The sequence below is a fragment of the Micromonospora sp. WMMD1219 genome (assembly GCF_049315215.1).
Classification (GTDB): domain Bacteria; phylum Actinomycetota; class Actinomycetes; order Mycobacteriales; family Micromonosporaceae; genus Micromonospora; species Micromonospora tulbaghiae.
The window spans coordinates 6,323,036-6,340,013 of sequence record NZ_CP186057.1 but is presented as its reverse complement, the minus strand read 5'-3'; the positions used below and the strand labels follow the sequence as shown (position 1 = coordinate 6,340,013).

Below are 16,978 nucleotides of genomic sequence, written 5' to 3'. Positions count from 1 at the left end.
AGGAGCGCACGTGAGAGTCGTCGTCACGGGAGGCGCCGGTTTCATCGGTTCCAACCTGGTGCGGGCCCTGTCGGAAACGGGCCGGGTCGCCGAGATCGTCGTCGTCGACGACCTCTCCACCGGGTCGATGGAGAACCTGCGCGGGCTGCCGGCCGAGGTGCTGATCGGCACCGTGCTGGACCCTGCGCTGCTCGACCGCGCGATGAGCGGCGCGTCGAGCGTGGTCCACCTCGGCGCCCTCGGCTCGGTGCCCCGCTCCATCGACGACCCGCTGCGCAGCCACCACGCGAACGCCACCGGCACCCTGACGGTCCTCGACGCCGCCCACCGCAACGGCGTCCCGCAGTGCGTGCTGGCCTCCTCGTCCTCGGTGTACGGCGCCAACCCGGTGCTGCCGCGCCAGGAGGGCCTGCGGCCCATGCCGGTCAGCCCGTACGCGGTGTCGAAGCTGGCCACCGAGGCGTACGGCATCGCGTTCGCCAACTGCTACGGCATGGCGGTCCTGCCGTTCCGCTTCTTCAACGTCTTCGGCCCCCGGCAGGCGGCGAACCACGTGTACGCGGCAGTGGTCCCGCGGTTCGTCACCGCAGCCCTGGAGAACCGGCCGTTGCAGGTGCACGGCGACGGGCGGCAGTCCCGGGACTTCACCTACGTGGGCAGCGTGACCTCGGTGATCGTGGACGCCGTCCTGCGGCAGGTGGCGTCCCCGGACGTGGTGAACCTCGCGTTCGGCGCGCGCATCTCCCTGCTCGACCTCATCGCCGAACTGGAGACCGTTCTGGGCCGGCCGTTGGAGGTCGTGCACGTGCCGGCCCGGCCCGGTGACGTACGCGAGTCCCAGGCCGACCACACACGACTGCGTGAGCTGTTCCCGACCGCGTCGCCGACCCCCTTCGCCGACGGGCTGCGGGCTACGGTCGAGTGGTTCCGGTCGCTTCGGGTCGACGAGCCCGTCGGGTCCGGCACGTCCGGCTGATCCCGACCCGATCGGAGCCTCATGGGCAGGATCCTGCTGTTCGGCGCGTCCGGCTTCCTCGGCCGGGCGGTCGAGGCGGTCCTCGCGGAGCACTTCACCGTCGTCGCGCCCAGCCGCCGGGAGTGCGACCTCGTCGCGGCGGACCGGTCGCGGCTGACCGCGTTCCTGCGCCGGGTACGACCCGACGCGGTGGTCAACTGCGCCGGCCGGATCGCCGGGACCAGTGCGCAGTTCGTCGAGTCGCACACTCTGATCACCGCCAAGCTGATCGACTGCGTGGCCGAGGTCTCGCCGGGCGTGCGGCTGGTCCGGATCGGCTCGGCGGCCGAGTACGGGGTCGTCCCGCACGGCGCGGTCGCGGCGGAGGCCGATCCGGCCCGGCCGGTGAGCGACTACGGGATCAGCCAGCTGGCCGCGACCGACCTCGTGCGCCTGGCCGCCGCCAGTGGCCGGGTCGACGCGGTGGTGCTGCGGGTCTTCAACCCCGTCGGGCCCGGCTCGACCAGCGGCAATGTGCTGGGGCGGGCCGCCGAGCTGCTCCAGGTGGCGCTCGCACGGGGGGACCGGCGGATCGAGCTGGGGCTCAACGACTCCTACCGCGACTTCGTCGACGTCCGGGACGTGGCCGAGGCGGTGCTGGCGGTGCTCAGCGCCGGACGGCTGCCGGGGTCGATCTACAACGTGGGCAGTGGACAGGCGGTCGCCACCCGGGAGGCGGTCGAGATGCTGGCGCACCATGCCGGGTTCACCGGACGCTTCGTCGACGGGCTCCGGTCGCCGACTGCGGACCGGTCGGCGGCGGTGCCGTGGATGTGCGCCGACATCAGCCGGATCGCCGACGCCCTCGGCTGGTCCCCGAGATACCCGCTCGGTGAGTCGCTGGCCGCGCTGTGGGCCGCCCGCTCCCACGTCGCGGCCGGCTCCGGAGCCCGCCGCGACGTGACGGTCAGCGCGCGTCCGGCACCAGTTCCGCCGTCGGCGCCGGTGCGGTGAGAGGCGCCGCCACGCGGGCCCGCCGGTTGAGCCGTACCCGCAGGACGACCAGGACGACCACGGAGAGCAGCGCGTACAGCGCGATCGAGGCGGTCGCCGCGCCCATCGTTCCCCAGCGGGAGATCGCGAGGCCGTAGCAGGCGACTGACGCCACGGCGGCGAGCAGACCGACTCCGGCGGCCTGTTTCGTGCCCCCGGTGCCGAGCAGCGCCCGGCTCGCGATGCCGAACGGCGCCAGGCACAACTCGGCGATCAGGAGCGGCACGATCAACGGGCGGGCGGACCCGAACTCCGCGCCGAAGACGGGCACCACGAGCAGCCAGCCGCCGGCCGCGATGACGGCGCCGCTGACGAGCGTCGCGAGCAGCGTGTAGCCGATCGCGCGGACCGGCCAGGGATTGCCGTCGCGCTGCGCGGCCTGCCGCTGCGACAACTGTCCGATGGCGGCCGGAAGGAGACCGACCACACTGCTCAGCGTCGCGGCCAGCGCGTAGATGCCCACCGCGCCGGGACCGACGAGGACACCGAGCAGGTAGCGGTCGGCCCGCTGGAGGAAGCTCGTCCCGAGGGAGAACCCCAGCGACGGCGCGCCCATCCGGATCAGCCCGGTGACGTCCCGCCGGCGAGCCCGGGCGAACCTCGCCAGCCCTTGGCCGTGTACCAGCGTCCACTGCGTCACCGCCACCGCGAGCAGCGCGGTGGCCTGGCACATCAGGAGGAGCCACACCTGCGCCGAGACGGCGACAGCGACGGCGATCCCGATCAGGCCGGCGGTGGTGGCGGCGATGTTCCACATCGCGCCCCGGCGGAAGTCCCCGTCCGCGAACCGGAGATCGGTGAGCTGGTCGAGCGCGATGTTGGCGGCGCCGCCGAGCGCGACCGCGGCGAGCAGCCGGACGTCGGTCAGCGCGGGGCCGAGCAGCGGCGCGGAGAGGCGAACCGCGGCGGCGGCGGCCACTCCGGTGCAGACCGCCGCCACCACTGTCATCCAGCAGTACGCGGAGAGCAGTTCGTCCCGGCGGTGCCGGGAGGCCGCCTGCGGCAACTGCGCACGCATGGCGGTGCCGCAGCCCAGGCGGCCGACCAGCATCACCACGCCGGCGACCGTGAGGACCAGCACCATGACGCCCCGGTCGGCCGGCCCCAGCGCCAGGGTGGCGAGGACGGCGACGCCGCTGCTGCTCAGCGCGGCGACGCCGTTGGCACCGGTCAGCAGGACGATCGTGCCCAGGTGGCGGCGGCTCATCCGGTGGGCACCGCCGGGCGGTCCGCTCCGCCGCGCGGCGTCACGGTGTCGCGGCCGTAGATGGCCAGATGCTGCTCGACCGACCGTTCCATGGTGAAGACGCTGTCCCGGAAGGCCGCCAGCGCCCGCTGTCCGCCTCTCCGCCGTCCCGGCACGAGGTCCAGGCGGCGTACGGCGTCCGCCCACTGTTCGGCGTCGGCGTCGACCGGGACCAGGGCGACACCGGCGAGCTGGTCGTCGATGAACCGCGCGCCGGGCAGGTCGGACGCGACCACCGGGGTGCCGACGGCCCTGGCCTCCAGGACCGTGCCGGGCAGACCTTCGAGCGCGGAGGGTTGCAGCAGGAGGTCGGCTTGGGCCAGGAACTCGCCGACGTCCGCCCGTGGACCCACCAGGTGCATCCGGTCGAGCACGTCGTGCCGGGCGGCGGCCTGCCGGAGGGCGTCGTCGTCCCGGTCGTCGTACGGGCCCACGAACACGACCCGGCAACTGATCCCGCGTTCGCGCAACGCGGCGACGATCGACGGCACCATCGACCGCCGTTTGAGCGGGTGCGGACGGCCGATCACCACGCAGACCAGGTCGTCCGGGACGGCGCCGATCTCGTCGCGGAGCCGCAGCGTCGACCGGCGGTGCAGGCGGGCCAGGTCGAGACCGTTGGGCAGCACCCGGCACCGTGGGTCGGTCTCCCACGACGGCCGGTAGCACGAGGTGAGAGCGCCGGGGGCGACGCCGAGCACGTCAGTCGCGCAGAGGTGGATGAGCCGCACCATCACGCCCCGCTGCAACCGGCGGCGCAGGCTGTCCGGATGTCCGTCGCGGTCGGACCGGAAGTGCGCGATCCGGATCGGCACCCGCGCCAGCGCGGCGAGGAACAGCACGAAACCGGAGAACGTCGCGACGTCCGAGTGCACGGCGTGCGGACGGATCTCCCGAAGCAGCCGGTAGAAGCGGACCGGGAACCGGCGGTCGAGCCGGATCGGGTGGATCCGTGAGCCGAGGCGCTCCACCTCCTCGCCGCGCGCACCCTTGACGCCGCTGAGCGTGACGAAGGACGTCCGCACCCCGGAGGCCGCGAGCCGGGGCAGCAGTTCGATGGTGCGCTGCTCGGCGCCGCCGATGTCGAACGCGCCGAGAACCCGCACCACGCGGATGTCCGGAGGCCGGGGGGCCGATACGCCGAACGTGCTCGTCGTCGCCGGGTCGCTGTGGCTCGCGCTGGACATCGTCTCTCCCGTGTCGGGCCGGCCGGTTCTCATACCGGGCGGTTCTCCTGCTGGACGGCCTCCACGGCGGGGGCGGCGGACTGCGGCAGCGGGCGGCGCTCCGCCATCAGGTCCCGGGCCGCCCGGTAGAACTCGCTGCGCCGCGGCGTCAGCCGGTCCGCGGCGAACTCGCGGGCGACCGCCAGGTTGCGACGCGAGGCGGCAGCCATGGCGTCGGGGTCGGCGAGGGCGCGGCGGATGGCGTTGGCGAGGCCGTCGGGGTCGTCCGGAGCGACAAGCATCTCCGGTGGCAGCAGTTCGGGTATGCCACCGACACGGGAGCCGATGGCCGGCAGCCCGCGGGCCATCGCCTCGATCAGAGCCCGGGGCAGGCCCTCGGTCCGGGACGGCATGACGAACAGGTCCGCGGCGTCGAGGTGCCGGCGCAGCGCCTCGACATCGGTGATCAGGCCGGCGAACGTGATCCGGTCACGGACCCCGAGCCGGGTGGCCAGATCCTCCAGCACCGGCTGGCAGCGCCCGGGACCGATGTGCACATGCCGTACCGGCGGGGCCGAGGCGCGCAGCAGCGAGATCGCCTCGATGAGCGTGTCGATGCCCTTGTAGAGCTGTTCGAGGGAACCGACCGACACGAGGGTCACCGGCCCGGCCGGCAGCCGGGCCGGGCGGGGCTCCCGCACGAACGCCGCCGGCGGCAGGTTCACCGAGCTGAGGCCGATGGACAGCGCCCCCGGCCGGGTGGGATACCGCTCCTGGAGCGAGCGGTTCGTCTCGTACGACACCGCGACGGCGGCCCGGCACTGACGCCGGAGGTTGCGGGTGCTCCACACCCGTAGGAAGGGGCGCAGCGGATGCTCGATCACCCCGGGGGCGAATACCGCGTACGGATCGCCGATGACCTCCATGGCGTAGGCGAGACCGCGCCGGGTGATGTGCCGGTGCATCAGCGTGGCGATCGACGACGGCGCCCGCAGCAGCACCGCCTCCGCGTCCGCGGCGATCCGGCGGACGGCCCGGTCGATGCGGGGCAGGCGTCGCAGGTACTCCTGCGGCCCGAGGTAGTGGGGGAGGGGCGCCACTGTCACGCCGTCGCCGTCGACCCGGACCGCGTTCGGCGGGATCTCCGGTACGTCCCGCGCCCGGGCCACCACCCGCACCTCGTCGAAGGCCGCCAGGTATCGCGCCCAGAGCGCGTAGCCGGTGCCGAAGTCCACCCAGAATCGGTTGTCCGGAGTGCGGACGTACCGGCACTCCTCGGTGATGGTGAGCCTCACGCGCGATGTCCTATCGGTCTGCGGGAGCCAGGTGGCCGTGCGGGACGCGCACCTCGGGGCGCGCGGTCGGCTGGACGGAGCGGCCCTTCAACGAGCCGAGCCAGATGACGGTGTAGAAGGCGATGCCGTGCAGGAGAGTGGCGAGCAGGCTGGCGCTCTCCCCGCGGAACCCGTACATCCAGCTGATCGTGTAGAGGATGCTCGCGTAGGCGTAGACGTGGCCCTGCGCGGCGCGGAAGAAGAGCAGCCGGTGCCCGAGGGTCAGCGCGGCGAAGACGACGGGTACGCCGAGGTACCCGAAGTTGGCGTACGCCTCCGCGGTCAGCGAGAAGCCGAAACCCGACGACGAGCCCGGCAGCCAGGCGTCGACCAGCCAGGACATGAGCATCGGCCGTTCCGGGACCAGCGCCGACGGCATCGCGGTGAGGAAACCGTTGAGATAGCTCTCGCCGGGCCACAGTCGCAGGCTGTCGGCCGCGTTCGTCAGGACGAAGGTGTCCACGAAGAGGGTCGAGCCCTCGTTGAGGACCTTGCTGAGGTTCAGCGCGTCCCCGCTGCGAACGGCGCTGAGATAGGTGGCGGCCAGGACGAACGCGACGCCGGCGATGCCGAACTTCGGCGAGATCCGTCGCCGTTGCAGCAACAGGACGTGCAGCACGACGGCGAAGAGGACGAAGAGGAAGTCCCGTTCGCTGGTGGCCAGGCAGTAGAGCACGTAGAGGCCGAGGTTCACCCAGTAGGCGATCCGGGCCGGGCGCACCGCCCGGGCCAGGAAGTAGATGGAGCAGGCGCACATCTGGACGACCAGGTAGCGGGTGTGCAGCGGACCGGCCAGTTCGATCCGTCCGAACTTGTCCGCGGCCAGCATCGCCGGGCCGCGGGTGACCAGGATGGCGAGGGTGTACGCCGCCAGCGCGTAGAGCACCACCGGAAGCACCGGGTTCTCGCGTGGTATCCGGCCGAGCGCGGTCAGGTCCGGCAGCCGGTCCCGGATGGGCATGAGCAGACCGACGAGCGCCACACCGCCGAGCGCCAGCAGCAGCATGAGGCAGGCGGCCGGGATCTTGTCGGTGGCGATGCCGATGTAGATCTCGTTGCCGAGGGCGTAGTTGATCGCCGGTCCCAGGCCGAAGAAGGCGAGATAGGCGAAGACATAGGGCAGGAGATCGGTGCGACCGGACCGGAGGAACAGGGCCAGCAGCATCGCCAGGCTGGCCGCGAGGGTCAGCCATACCGCGGTGGTGGTGCTCAGCTCCACGGAGACTCCAAATCGGTGTACGGACACTCCGGGCCGGAAGCGGCCGGGGGCGAAAGCGCATTTCGCTCCACATGCGTGCCGGCTGCATTCAAATGTCTAGCAGGAAAGGTCTCCCATGGGCGGCGATTACGTTTATCGCATTGACTCGGACGGTGCCGTAACCGGCCCGCAGGTCAATCGTTCCGCGGTCGCTCTCGAATCACTTTCGGATGCGTTTCTCCGGCCGTCAGCGTGCGGCGAGGAATTCGTCGAGCGCGCCGAAGAGCCGGTCCGCGTCCGCACCGACCAGGGTCGACCCGCTGGGCAGAGTGACGCCGGTGGCGAAGAGACGGTCCGCCGCCCCGGTCAGGGCCGCCTCGTGCCCGAGATGGACGGGCTGCTGGTGCATGGGCTTGAACATCGGACGCGTCTCGATGTCGTGCCGGGCCAGGTGCGCGGCCAGCTCGTCGGCCCGCCACCCGGCCCGGGCGGGGTCGACGACGAGGGTGGTGAGCCAGCAGTTCGACCCGGGGTCGCCGTCGCCGAGGATCCGGGTGCCGGGAACCGCGGCGAAGAACTTGGCGTACCGCTCCCGTATCGCCCGGCGACGCTCGATCATGCCGTTCAGCCGCCGTAGCTGTGCCCGCCCGAGCGCGGCGAGCAGATTGCTCAGCCGGTAGTTGTAGCCGATCTGCCGGTGTTCGTAGTGCGCGACCGGTTCTCTGGCCTGGGTCGCCAGGTGGCGTGCCCGGTCGATCAGGTCGCCGTCGTCGGAGACGAGCATCCCGCCGCTCGAGGTCGTCATGACCTTGTTGCCGTTGAACGAGAAGACACCCAGCCGGCCGAACGTGCCGGCGTTGCGGCCGCGCCAGGACGCGCCGAGCGCCTGTGCGGAGTCCTCGACCAGCGGGACGTCGAAGTCCGCGCAGACGGGCAGGATGCGGTCGTAGTCCGCGCAGCCGCCGTTCAGGTCGACCGTCATCACGGCTGCCACCCGGCGGCCCTGCTCCCGCAGCCGGCGCAGCAGCGGCGGCAGCAGCTCGGGGTCGAGGTGCCCGGTTGCGGCGTCACAGTCCACGAAGACCGGCTCGGCCCCGGTGTACCGCACCACGTTGGCGGTCGCCACGAACGTCATGGTGGGCACCACCACGACGGAGCCGGGCCCGGCTCCGATCACCGTCAGCGCCAGGTGCAGGGCGGCGGTCCCGGAGCTCACGCCGACGGCGTGGCCGCTGCCCACCCGGTCCGCCAGCTCGCGTTCGAACGCAGCCAGGTCGGGCCCGTCCGGCGCGACCCAGCCCGAACGGACCGCCGCCAGGATGGACGCCTCCTCGGCCGGACCGACGTCCGGCGGGGAGAGATAGATCCGTCTGGGGACACTCGTGCCGTCCTGCTGATGGGCGGGTCGAGCCATCAGTGAGTAGTCCTGTGCCACGGTGCTGGTCTCCGATGGAAGTGTGGGTGTCACCCGGCGACGCGCAGGGAAACGGGACGCACGCGCGGACCTGATCGTCGCGCCGCTGCGACCTGGTCCGTCGAGTCGGGACCGACTGGTTCAACGCGCCGACCGTGGCGGCCGTTACGGTGTGCCGGCCGACTGCGGTCGACGCCTCACGGCCCGGCGGGCTCGGGCAGCGGGCACCGGTATTCGGGGAAGTAGTCCGAGGCCGCGGACCAGGCCGGATCCCGCCGGGATCCCTCCTGCCGGTGCGCCGCCGACAGCCGCCGGTACGCCGGCTCGTCGAGCACCCGCGTGCCGAGGTGGAACGGGACCAGACCGTTCGGTGCGAAGGCGCGCTTGTACCGGAAGATGCCGTCGTCGGGGGCGTACCCGCCGCCCAGGACGAACCGGATCCGCCCCTGGGCGCGCCCCCACCGGCAGATCTCGAACTTGAGCAGATCGTTGGGCCGCAGGTCGAACGCCGCCTCGTCGGTTCCGCCGAGGTACGAGTACAGGTTGAGCGTGGAGACCAGCACCAGCTCGGTCGAGACGACGCGCCCCTCGTGCACGGCGTGGAAGAAGGCGAACTGGCCGGGCAGTTCCTCGACGATCCGCTCGAAGAACTCGCGGGGGAAGTAGTAGCCGCTCGCCGCGGCTCGCCGGTCCATCGTGCGTTCGTAGATGCCCAGGAAGTCGTCGAGGCGCCCGCCGTCGAGATCGACCACGACCGTGACGCCGTTACGGCGGGCCTTGTTGACGTTCTTGCGGACCTTGTGGTCGAACTCGCGCCACATCTCCTCTTCGCCGGTGCGCAGGTCGCGGACCACGTTCACCAGCTTCTGCCGGACCGGTCCCGGCGCGGGCAGCCGACCCTCGTCGAACAGCGTGAGCCGGGTGACCTCGGAGACGACCTGACGCGACCCGCACCAGGCGTCGAACGCCTCCCAGAACTCCTTCGCGTCGAGTTCCGTCGCGCCCTCGGCGAAGGCACCCCCGTAGCCGTACGCGTTGACGACGTCCCGGTACCGCCGCCCGGGCCCGGCGAGGTGCGGCGCGTCGACCGGGCGGAGCAGGAACGGGTACAGCACGAAGCCGTGCTCGGTCCGGGCGTACGCGGCCAGTGGCTCGTCCTGCGGTCCGGCGAACAACCGGAGGTAGGCCGGGTGGGCGAAGACCTCCCGCCGGTCCCAGTCCCGGTGCAGAGCGCGCCAGCGCTCGTCGTCGGCCGGTCTGCGGGCGTCCAGGATCTCCAGTCGCATCTGCGCTCCCCCGTCGCCTGGACACGGCCGCCCCGATGGCGGCCGGCCACGCGTCGTCCGTTCTGGGTAACGAGGATCGGCCGGGACGGTGTCGACAGGTGGCCGGGCGGCCTCAGGGCCAGTCGTCGCCCGCTTCGAGGCGCGTGCTGAGCAGCGCCGACAGTGGAAGGGACTCCCCGTCGCGCCCGCCGCGGCCGATGACGAGTGACGGCGTGGACGGCTCGGGCCGGGCGCCGAGCAGCCGGGCGCGCAGTCCGGCCGGCACGGTGAGCAGGTAGTACCGGCCCTCGGTGTCCACGGCCCGGCTCCGCGCCCGGTCCACGTACCAGCCGACCAGCGGGGTCCGGTAGCGGCCCCGTCCGCTGTAGGGCGTGGCCGCGAGCCGCTCGGTGCGCAGGCCCCGCCGGGCGGCGTCGGCCGCGAACCGGGCGACCAGCTCCGCGGCCTCGGCCTGCTCCGCGGCGCGCTGCCGGGCGTCGGCCTCGGCGTGCGCCCGCACCGCGTGGCGTCGCCGTTCCCGCCACCGCTCGTCGTCGTCGGCACCCACGACCGCGAGGGTACGCCCACAGCCGCGCCCGCCCGACCCGGCCGCTCCTGGCGGGCGCGCCGGGCCGTTGCGCGACGCCCTGCCGCCCCGGCGCGGATCGTCTAGAGTGCTGACGTCCGTCGCGACAGTCGAGGAGCCTGGTCCGTGCTGCACATCCGGGTGATCTCACCAGCGGACCGCTCGTCCGAGATCGCCGACCTGCTGGCCGCGGACCCCGGCGTGACCCACCTGGTGGTGTTGCCGGGCGCGGCCCGTCAGCCGGCCGGCGACTACATCACCTGTGACGTGGTCCGGGAGAGCGCCGACGGCGTCCTGCGCCGGCTGCGGGAGATGGGGGTCGAGGCGCGCGGGGCGATCGCCGCCGACGACGTGGAGCTGACCCTCTCGGCCGCCGCGGACCGGGCCGCCGAGGCGGCCCCGGGCCACGGTGACGACGCCCTGATCTGGGACGAGGTCGCCGCGAAGACGGGCGAGCAGACGGTGCTCACCGGCATCTTCCTGGCGCTGATCGTCGTCGCCACCATGATCGCCGGTATCGGGGTGCTGCTCGACCAGCCCATCCTCATCGTCGGCGCGATGGTCGTCGGCCCGGAGTTCGGGCCGCTCGCGGCGCTCTGCGTGGCGCTGCTGCGCGGCAAGGGGGGTGTCGTCGTCCGGTCGGTGCAGGCGCTCGTCGTCGGCTTCGTGGCGGCGATGCTCGCCACCGTGGTCAGCACCTGGGCCTTGGACGCGGCCGGTCTGGTGAGCCGGGAGATGCTGCTGGCCGAGCGGCCGCTGACCGACTTCATCTGGCGCCCGGACGCCCTGTCGTGGGTGGTCGGCCTGCTCGCCGGCATCGCCGGGATGCTGTCGCTGACCTCGAAGAAGTCCGGCTCCCTGGTCGGCGTCCTGATCTCGGTGACCACAGTGCCGGCGGCCGCGAACGTGGCGGTCGCCGCCGCGTACGGCGTCTGGCACGAGGCGGCCGGTTCCGCGCTCCAGCTGGTCGTCAACCTGGCCGCCATCGTGCTGGCCGGTCTGCTCACGCTGCTGGTCCAGCGCTCCTGGTGGCGGCGTGTGGCGCGGCGGGCCGGGCGGCCGGTGCCCCGGCAGCGGGCCGACCGTGACCCGGCGTCCGCCCGGAGCGACCGCCGCCCGCGCCGCGACGCCGGGTGAGACGGCGCGACCCGGGCGGCGTGCACCCGGGCCGATCCAGCGGCCGCCGGTCGAACTGACGCGTTCGTGACGTCAGCCCGGCCGGCGGCCGCCGCCGTCAGGCCAGGCCGGCCCGGCGCAGCGCCTCCGCCATGGCGTCGTTGACCGGCGCCGCCGATCCCCCGCCGCGTCCCTGCCGCTGCGACGGACCACCGCGCGAGCCGCCCCGCTCACCCTGGCCGCCACGCCGGGCGCCGGCGTCGCCGCGCTGCCCGCCGCGGTCACCCCGCTGCCCGCCGCCGTCACCGCGCTGCCCGCCACCGTCACCGCGCTGCCCGCCACCGTCACCGCGCTGCCCGCCACCGCGCCGGCCGCCGCGCTCCTCGCCGCCCGGGCCCCCGGCCGCGGGACGGCCACCGGCCGGCGCCTCGTCGTCGAGCCGCAGCGTCAGCGAGATCCGCTTGCGCGGCACGTCCACGTCGAGCACCCGCACCTTGACCACGTCGCCGGACTTGACCACGTCGCGCGGGTCCTTGACGAAGGTGTGCGACATGGCCGAGACGTGCACCAGGCCGTCCTGGTGCACGCCCACGTCGACGAACGCGCCGAACGCGGCCACGTTCGTCACCACGCCCTCCAGCACCATGCCCGGCGTCAGGTCGCTGATCTTCTCCACGCCCTCGACGAACGTCGCCGTGCGGAACTCCGGGCGTGGGTCACGGCCGGGCTTCTCCAGTTCGGCCAGGATGTCGGTGACGGTGGGCAGGCCGAACGTGTCGTCGACGAAGTCGGTCGCGCGCAGGCCGCGCAGGATGGCAGACCTGCCGATCAGCGCGCGCAGATCCTGCCCGGTGGAGGAGAGGATGCGGCGCACCACCGGGTACGCCTCCGGGTGCACGCTGGAGGAGTCCAGCGGGTCGTCGCCACCGGGGATGCGCAGGAAGCCGGCGCACTGCTCGAACGCCTTCGGCCCGAGCCGCGGCACCTTCTTCAGCTCGGTCCGGGTGCGGAACGGCCCGTTGGCGTCGCGGTGCAGCACGATGTTCTCGGCCAGCCCGGCGCCGATGCCGGAGACCCGGGTGAGCAGCGGCGCGGAGGCGGTGTTGACGTCGACGCCGACCGCGTTGACGCAGTCCTCGACCACCGCGTCGAGCGAGCGGGACAGCTTCACCTCGGACAGGTCGTGCTGGTACTGCCCGACGCCGATCGACCGCGGGTCGATCTTCACCAGCTCGGCCAGCGGGTCCTGGAGTCGGCGGGCGATCGACACCGCGCCGCGCAGCGACACGTCCAGACCGGGCAGCTCCTGGGAGGCGTACGCGGACGCGGAGTAGACCGACGCGCCGGCCTCGGAGACCACCACCTTGGTCAGCTTCAGCTCCGGGTGCCGCTTGATCAGGTCACCGGCCAGCTTGTCGGTCTCCCGGCTGGCGGTGCCGTTGCCGATCGCGACCAGCTCGACGCCGTGCGCGGCGGCGAGCGTGGCGAGCGTGTGCAGCGAGGCGTCCCACTGCCGGCGCGGCTCGTGCGGGTAGATCGTGTCGGTGGCGACCACCTTGCCGGTGGCGTCGACCACCGCCACCTTCACGCCGGTGCGCAGGCCCGGGTCGAGGCCCATCGTCACCCGCGCGCCCGCCGGCGCGGCCAGCAGCAGGTCACGCAGGTTGGTGGCGAAGACCCGCACGGCCTCCTCCTCGGCCGCCTGCCACAGCCGCATCCGCAGGTCCGCGCCCAGGTGGATCAGGATCCGGGTACGCCAGGCCCAGCGCACCGTGTCGGCCAGCCACCGGTCGGCGGGCCGCCCCTGGTCGCTGATGCCGAACCGGCCGGCCACGGCCGCCTCGTAGCGGCTGGGTCCGGGGGTCGCGTCGGCGTCGCCCTCGGCCTCCGGGTCCATGGTCAGCTCCAGCACACCCTCCTTCTCGCCCCGGAACATGGCGAGGATGCGGTGCGAGGGCAGCTTCGGGTACGGCTCGGCGAAGTCGAAGTAGTCGGCGAACTTCGCGCCGGCGGTCTCCTGGCCGTCGCGTACCCGGGAAACCAGCCGGCCCCGCGACCACATCTGCTCGCGCAGCGTGCCGATCAGGTCGGCGTCCTCGGCGAAACGCTCGATCAGGATGGCCCGCGCCCCGTCCAGTGCGGCGGCGGCGTCCGCGACGCCCCTGTCCGGGTCGGCGAACCCGGCGGCGACCGTCTTCGGGTCCTGGGCCGGATCGGCCAGGAGCGTGTCCGCGAGCGGCTCCAGCCCGGCCTCGCGGGCGATCTGCGCGCGGGTACGCCGCTTCGGCTTGTAGGGCAGGTAGATGTCCTCCAGGCGGGACTTCGAGTCGGCGGCGAGGATCTGCGCCTCCAGCGCCTCGTCCAGCTTGCCCTGGCTCCGGATCGACTCCAGCACCGCCGCGCGCCGCTCGTCCAGCTCGCGCAGGTAGCGCAGCCGCTCCTCCAGCGTGCGCAGCTGCGCGTCGTCGAGCAGGCCGGTGGCCTCCTTGCGGTAGCGGGCGATGAACGGCACTGTGGCGCCGCCGTCGAGCAGCTCGACTGCTGCCCGCACCTGCCGTTCGGCGACGCCGAGTTCCTCGGCGATCCGCTGGTGCACAGACTGGGTCACGATCTGATCCGCCTTCTCGGGTGGGTTCCGTCGTGCATTCTGCCCGTTGCCGCCGCACGCGCCGCACCGGCCGCACGGCGGGCCGGACCGATATCCCGAAAACGGACTTCCGGTCTCAGAAACCCCTCTAGCCTCCAATCAGGTGATTTCCTACGGTTGTCTGGAGCCCGGGTGAGCGCTGAGAAAGTGGTCGTCATCGGTCAGGGGTACGTCGGTCTTCCGCTGGCCATGCGGGCCGTCGAGGCCGGCTTCGACGTGGTCGGCCTGGACGTCGACGCCGACCGGGTCAAGCGGCTCGCCTCCGGTGAGTCCTTCGTGGAGGACATCCCCGCCGACCGGCTGGGCCGGGCGCTCGGCAGCGACCGCTACCTGCCGACCACCGAGTACGCCGACGCCGAGGGCTTCGACGTCTGCGTGATCACGGTGCCCACTCCGCTGCGCGACGGCACGCCGGACCTCAGCTACGTGGAGCAGGCCGGCCGGGGCATCGGCCCGTACGTGCGGCCGGGCAGCACAGTGGTGCTGGAGTCGACGACGTACCCGGGCACGACCGAGGAGCTGCTGCGTCCGCTGCTGGAATCGGCCAGCGGGTTGCACGCGCCGGGCGACTTCCACCTCGGGTACAGCCCGGAACGCATCGACCCCGGCAACCCGACCTGGCGGCTGGAGAACACGCCGAAGGTGGTCGCCGGCGTGGACGAGCCCTCGCTGGAGCGGGTGGACGGGTTCTACCGCCGGATCGTGGACCGGACCGTCCCGGTGTCCTCCACCCGGGTCGCGGAGCTGACCAAGCTGATCGAGAACACGTTCCGTCAGGTGAACCTGGGTCTGATCAACGAGCTCACGGTGCTCTCCCACCACCTCGGCATCGACGTCTGGCAGGCGATCGACGCCGCGGAGACCAAGCCGTTCGGGTTCATGCCGTTCCGGCCCGGCCCGGGTGTCGGCGGCCACTGCCTGCCGATCGACCCCTGCTACCTGTCCTGGCAGGTCAAGCGGCGCCTGGGCCGTCAGTTTCGGTTCATCGAGCTGGCCAACGACGTCAACCACGAGATGCCCGAGCACGTGGCGCAGCGGGTGATGGCCGGCCTGAACCGCACCGGTCGTGCCGTCAACGGCGCGCGCCTGCTGATGCTCGGCCTGGCGTACAAGAAGAACACTGGGGACATGCGGGACTCACCGGCGGTGGACGTCGCCCGGCGGCTGTGCGACCTCGGTGCGGACGTCCGCGCCGCCGAGCCGTACGCCGAGGCGCACCAGATCCCCGGTGGCGTGCTCGTCGTGCCGCTGACCGAGCAGGAGGTCGACGCGGCCGACGCCGTGGTCGTCACGACCGACCACGACGTCTTCGACTACGAGATGGTGTCCCGGCGGGCCCGCTACGTCTTCGACGCCCGTAACCGGTGCTCCGGTCCGGTGGTGGAGCGCCTCTAGGCACACCCTGCGCGGCCCGCTGCCGGCTGCGCTAGCGTGGCGATCATGGAGGCACCTGCGGATCCGCGGGCCCGGCGGCTGTTCGGTGGCAGCGCCCGGGCGCTCGGCGACCTGGCCGCCGGCCCGTTCCGGGCCGACCGGGACCGGATCGTCGGCTCGCCGTTCTTCGCCCGGCTGGGCGGCGTGACCCAGGTGATCAGCCCGGGCGGGTCCGGGCTGCTCGTGCACAACCGGCTCACCCACAGCCTGAAGGTGGCCCAGGTGGCCCGGGCGATAGCGGAGCGGCTGAACGCCGACCCGACCCACCGGGACCTGCTGGAGAAGCTCGGCGGCTGCGATCCGGAGGTGGTGGAGGCCGCCGCGCTCGCGCACGACCTCGGGCACCCGCCGTTCGGGCACCTGGGGGAGCGCGTGCTCGACCGGCTGGCCCGGCAGCGCCTCGGGCTGCCCGACGGCTTCGAGGGCAACGCGCAGTCGTACCGGATCGTCACCAGCACCGAGATCCGCGGCGCGGCGACCACCGGGCTGGACCTGACCGCCGCGGTCCGGGCGGCCATGCTGAAGTACCCGTGGACCCGGCTGGACCATCCCGACCCGCACCCGCGTCACCTGGACCCGGCGCCCCGGGGCGCGGCGGCGCCGCCGGAGGATCCGCAGAGCGGGTCGGTGAAGTTCGGCGCGTACCGCACCGAGCTGGACGACCTGCGGCAGGCGCGGGAGCCGTTCGCCGGGCGGATCCCGGACTGGCAGCAGACCCCCGAGGCGTCGGTGATGGACACCGCCGACGACATCGCGTACGCGATCCACGACGTGGAGGACTTCTACCGCGTCGGGGTGCTCCAGCAGGGCGCGGTGGCGGCCGAGCTGATGGCCTGGCAGCGCGAGTGCGGGCACCTGCGGTCGATCACCGCGTCGGCGCTGGAGGGGGCGGGCCGGCGGCCCGGCGCGGCGATCGAGCGGCTGCGCCGGCAACTGCACCGCAAGGACGGCTGGATCGCCGACGACGAGGCGTTCGCCGCCGCTGTCGAGCACGTCCGCGAGGAGCTGGTGGAGGGGCTGCTGGCGCTGCCGTTCGACGGCTCGATCGAGGCGGAGCAGTACGTGGCCCGGTTCTCGGCCCGCTGGTCCACCCGCTTCGTGGACGCCATCACCGTGACGCCGGATCCGGGGGTCCGCTCCGGGTACGTGCTGCTGGCGAAGCCGCAGTGGCACGAGGTGCAGGTGCTCAAGTTCGTGCACCACCGGTTCGTGCTGGCCCGCCCGGACCTGGCCCTGCACCAGCGCGGCCAGGCCCGGCTGCTGGGCACGCTGGTGGAGGCGCTCTGGGAGTGGCTGCTGGACCCGGACGAGGAGTCCCGGCTGCCGCGCCGGCTGCACGACCTGGTGGAGCTGGCCGAGGCGGAGCTGCACCCGCGTACCCCGGACCGGATCGGACGGGCCCGCGGCCGGGCGATCATCGACTTCGTCGCTCAGCTCACCGACGGTCAGGCGGTGGCGATGCTGGACGCGTTGTCGGGCCGCTCGGGCGCGCTGTGGACGGACGCCTTCGTGCTCTGATCCCGCCCGGAGCACGAAGGCGGCAGCGCCACCCGGGGACCGAGCC

At 73.1% G+C, this 16,978-nt stretch carries 13 protein-coding genes; 5 read left to right on the top strand and 8 right to left on the bottom strand.

Going from position 1 to position 16,978, the window contains the following annotated elements; all coding sequences use genetic code 11:
- Nucleotides 1-10 precede the first annotated feature (10 nt).
- Nucleotides 11-976 carry an NAD-dependent epimerase/dehydratase family protein gene (locus ACN27C_RS29620; RefSeq protein WP_422749520.1) on the top strand — a complete coding sequence of 322 codons (966 nt, stop codon included), beginning with the start codon at nucleotides 11-13 and terminating at the stop codon, nucleotides 974-976.
- Between the two features lie 21 nt (nucleotides 977-997).
- On the top strand, nucleotides 998-1,969 hold the full coding sequence (locus tag ACN27C_RS29615) for an NAD-dependent epimerase/dehydratase family protein (RefSeq protein WP_422749518.1): 972 nt from the start codon (nucleotides 998-1,000) through the stop codon (nucleotides 1,967-1,969).
- Here ACN27C_RS29615 and ACN27C_RS29610 read toward each other — a convergent pair.
- The 7 genes from ACN27C_RS29610 to ACN27C_RS29580 form a co-directional block, all read right to left on the bottom strand.
- A complete protein-coding gene (locus ACN27C_RS29610) occupies nucleotides 1,923-3,215 on the bottom strand; it encodes a lipopolysaccharide biosynthesis protein (RefSeq protein WP_422749516.1) in 1,293 nt (430 codons plus the stop codon). The genes ACN27C_RS29615 and ACN27C_RS29610 overlap by 47 nt on opposite strands.
- Nucleotides 3,212-4,441: a glycosyltransferase gene (locus ACN27C_RS29605; protein ID WP_422749514.1), complete on the bottom strand. Its 1,230-nt coding sequence runs from the start codon at nucleotides 4,439-4,441 to the stop codon at nucleotides 3,212-3,214. Before ACN27C_RS29605 ends, ACN27C_RS29610 begins: the two co-directional genes overlap by 4 nt.
- A gap of 29 nt (nucleotides 4,442-4,470) precedes the next feature.
- Nucleotides 4,471-5,715 (bottom strand): glycosyltransferase family 4 protein, encoded by a 1,245-nt coding sequence (locus tag ACN27C_RS29600; RefSeq protein WP_422749512.1) that lies wholly within the window; start codon nucleotides 5,713-5,715, stop codon nucleotides 4,471-4,473.
- A gap of 10 nt (nucleotides 5,716-5,725) precedes the next feature.
- Entirely contained in the window at nucleotides 5,726-6,973 is a 1,248-nt protein-coding gene (locus ACN27C_RS29595) for an O-antigen polymerase (protein ID WP_422749510.1), read from the bottom strand.
- 226 nt (nucleotides 6,974-7,199) lie between these two features.
- The gene (locus ACN27C_RS29590; RefSeq protein ID WP_422749508.1) at nucleotides 7,200-8,366 is read right to left on the bottom strand and encodes a DegT/DnrJ/EryC1/StrS family aminotransferase; all 1,167 of its coding nucleotides are present in this window, start codon (nucleotides 8,364-8,366) and stop codon (nucleotides 7,200-7,202) included.
- 197 nt (nucleotides 8,367-8,563) lie between these two features.
- Nucleotides 8,564-9,652 carry a GNAT family N-acetyltransferase gene (locus ACN27C_RS29585; protein WP_422749506.1) on the bottom strand — a complete coding sequence of 363 codons (1,089 nt, stop codon included), beginning with the start codon at nucleotides 9,650-9,652 and terminating at the stop codon, nucleotides 8,564-8,566.
- Nucleotides 9,653-9,764: 112 nt separating this feature from the next.
- Nucleotides 9,765-10,199 carry a hypothetical protein gene (locus ACN27C_RS29580; RefSeq protein WP_357828111.1) on the bottom strand — a complete coding sequence of 145 codons (435 nt, stop codon included), beginning with the start codon at nucleotides 10,197-10,199 and terminating at the stop codon, nucleotides 9,765-9,767.
- Nucleotides 10,200-10,343: 144 nt separating this feature from the next.
- On the opposite strand from ACN27C_RS29580, the gene ACN27C_RS29575 reads away from it, so the two are divergent.
- The gene (locus ACN27C_RS29575) at nucleotides 10,344-11,354 is read left to right on the top strand and encodes a DUF389 domain-containing protein (protein WP_422749504.1); all 1,011 of its coding nucleotides are present in this window, start codon (nucleotides 10,344-10,346) and stop codon (nucleotides 11,352-11,354) included.
- Nucleotides 11,355-11,451: 97 nt separating this feature from the next.
- Here the strand turns inward: ACN27C_RS29575 and ACN27C_RS29570 are convergent, their stop codons facing one another.
- Nucleotides 11,452-13,941 carry a Tex family protein gene (locus tag ACN27C_RS29570; protein WP_422749502.1) on the bottom strand — a complete coding sequence of 830 codons (2,490 nt, stop codon included), beginning with the start codon at nucleotides 13,939-13,941 and terminating at the stop codon, nucleotides 11,452-11,454.
- 171 nt (nucleotides 13,942-14,112) lie between these two features.
- On the opposite strand from ACN27C_RS29570, the gene ACN27C_RS29565 reads away from it, so the two are divergent.
- Both ACN27C_RS29565 and ACN27C_RS29560 read left to right on the top strand, forming a co-directional pair.
- A complete protein-coding gene (locus ACN27C_RS29565) occupies nucleotides 14,113-15,375 on the top strand; it encodes a nucleotide sugar dehydrogenase (protein WP_422749500.1) in 1,263 nt (420 codons plus the stop codon).
- A gap of 45 nt (nucleotides 15,376-15,420) precedes the next feature.
- Nucleotides 15,421-16,932 carry a deoxyguanosinetriphosphate triphosphohydrolase family protein gene (locus ACN27C_RS29560; RefSeq protein WP_013474761.1) on the top strand — a complete coding sequence of 504 codons (1,512 nt, stop codon included), beginning with the start codon at nucleotides 15,421-15,423 and terminating at the stop codon, nucleotides 16,930-16,932.
- Nucleotides 16,933-16,978: the final 46 nt, after the last annotated feature.

Excerpts from the sequence above, each read along its gene's own strand:
- ACN27C_RS29585 (WP_422749506.1), bottom strand. The coding sequence starts at position 9,652 with ATGCGACTGGAGATCCTGGACGCCCGCAGACCGGCCGACGACGAGCGC.
- ACN27C_RS29590 (WP_422749508.1), bottom strand. The coding sequence starts at position 8,366 with ATGGCTCGACCCGCCCATCAGCAGGACGGCACGAGTGTCCCCAGACGG.
- ACN27C_RS29560 (WP_013474761.1), top strand. The coding sequence starts at position 15,421 with ATGGAGGCACCTGCGGATCCGCGGGCCCGGCGGCTGTTCGGTGGCAGC.
- ACN27C_RS29610 (WP_422749516.1), bottom strand. The coding sequence starts at position 3,215 with ATGAGCCGCCGCCACCTGGGCACGATCGTCCTGCTGACCGGTGCCAAC.
- ACN27C_RS29605 (WP_422749514.1), bottom strand. The coding sequence starts at position 4,441 with ATGTCCAGCGCGAGCCACAGCGACCCGGCGACGACGAGCACGTTCGGC.
- ACN27C_RS29615 (WP_422749518.1), top strand. The coding sequence starts at position 998 with ATGGGCAGGATCCTGCTGTTCGGCGCGTCCGGCTTCCTCGGCCGGGCG.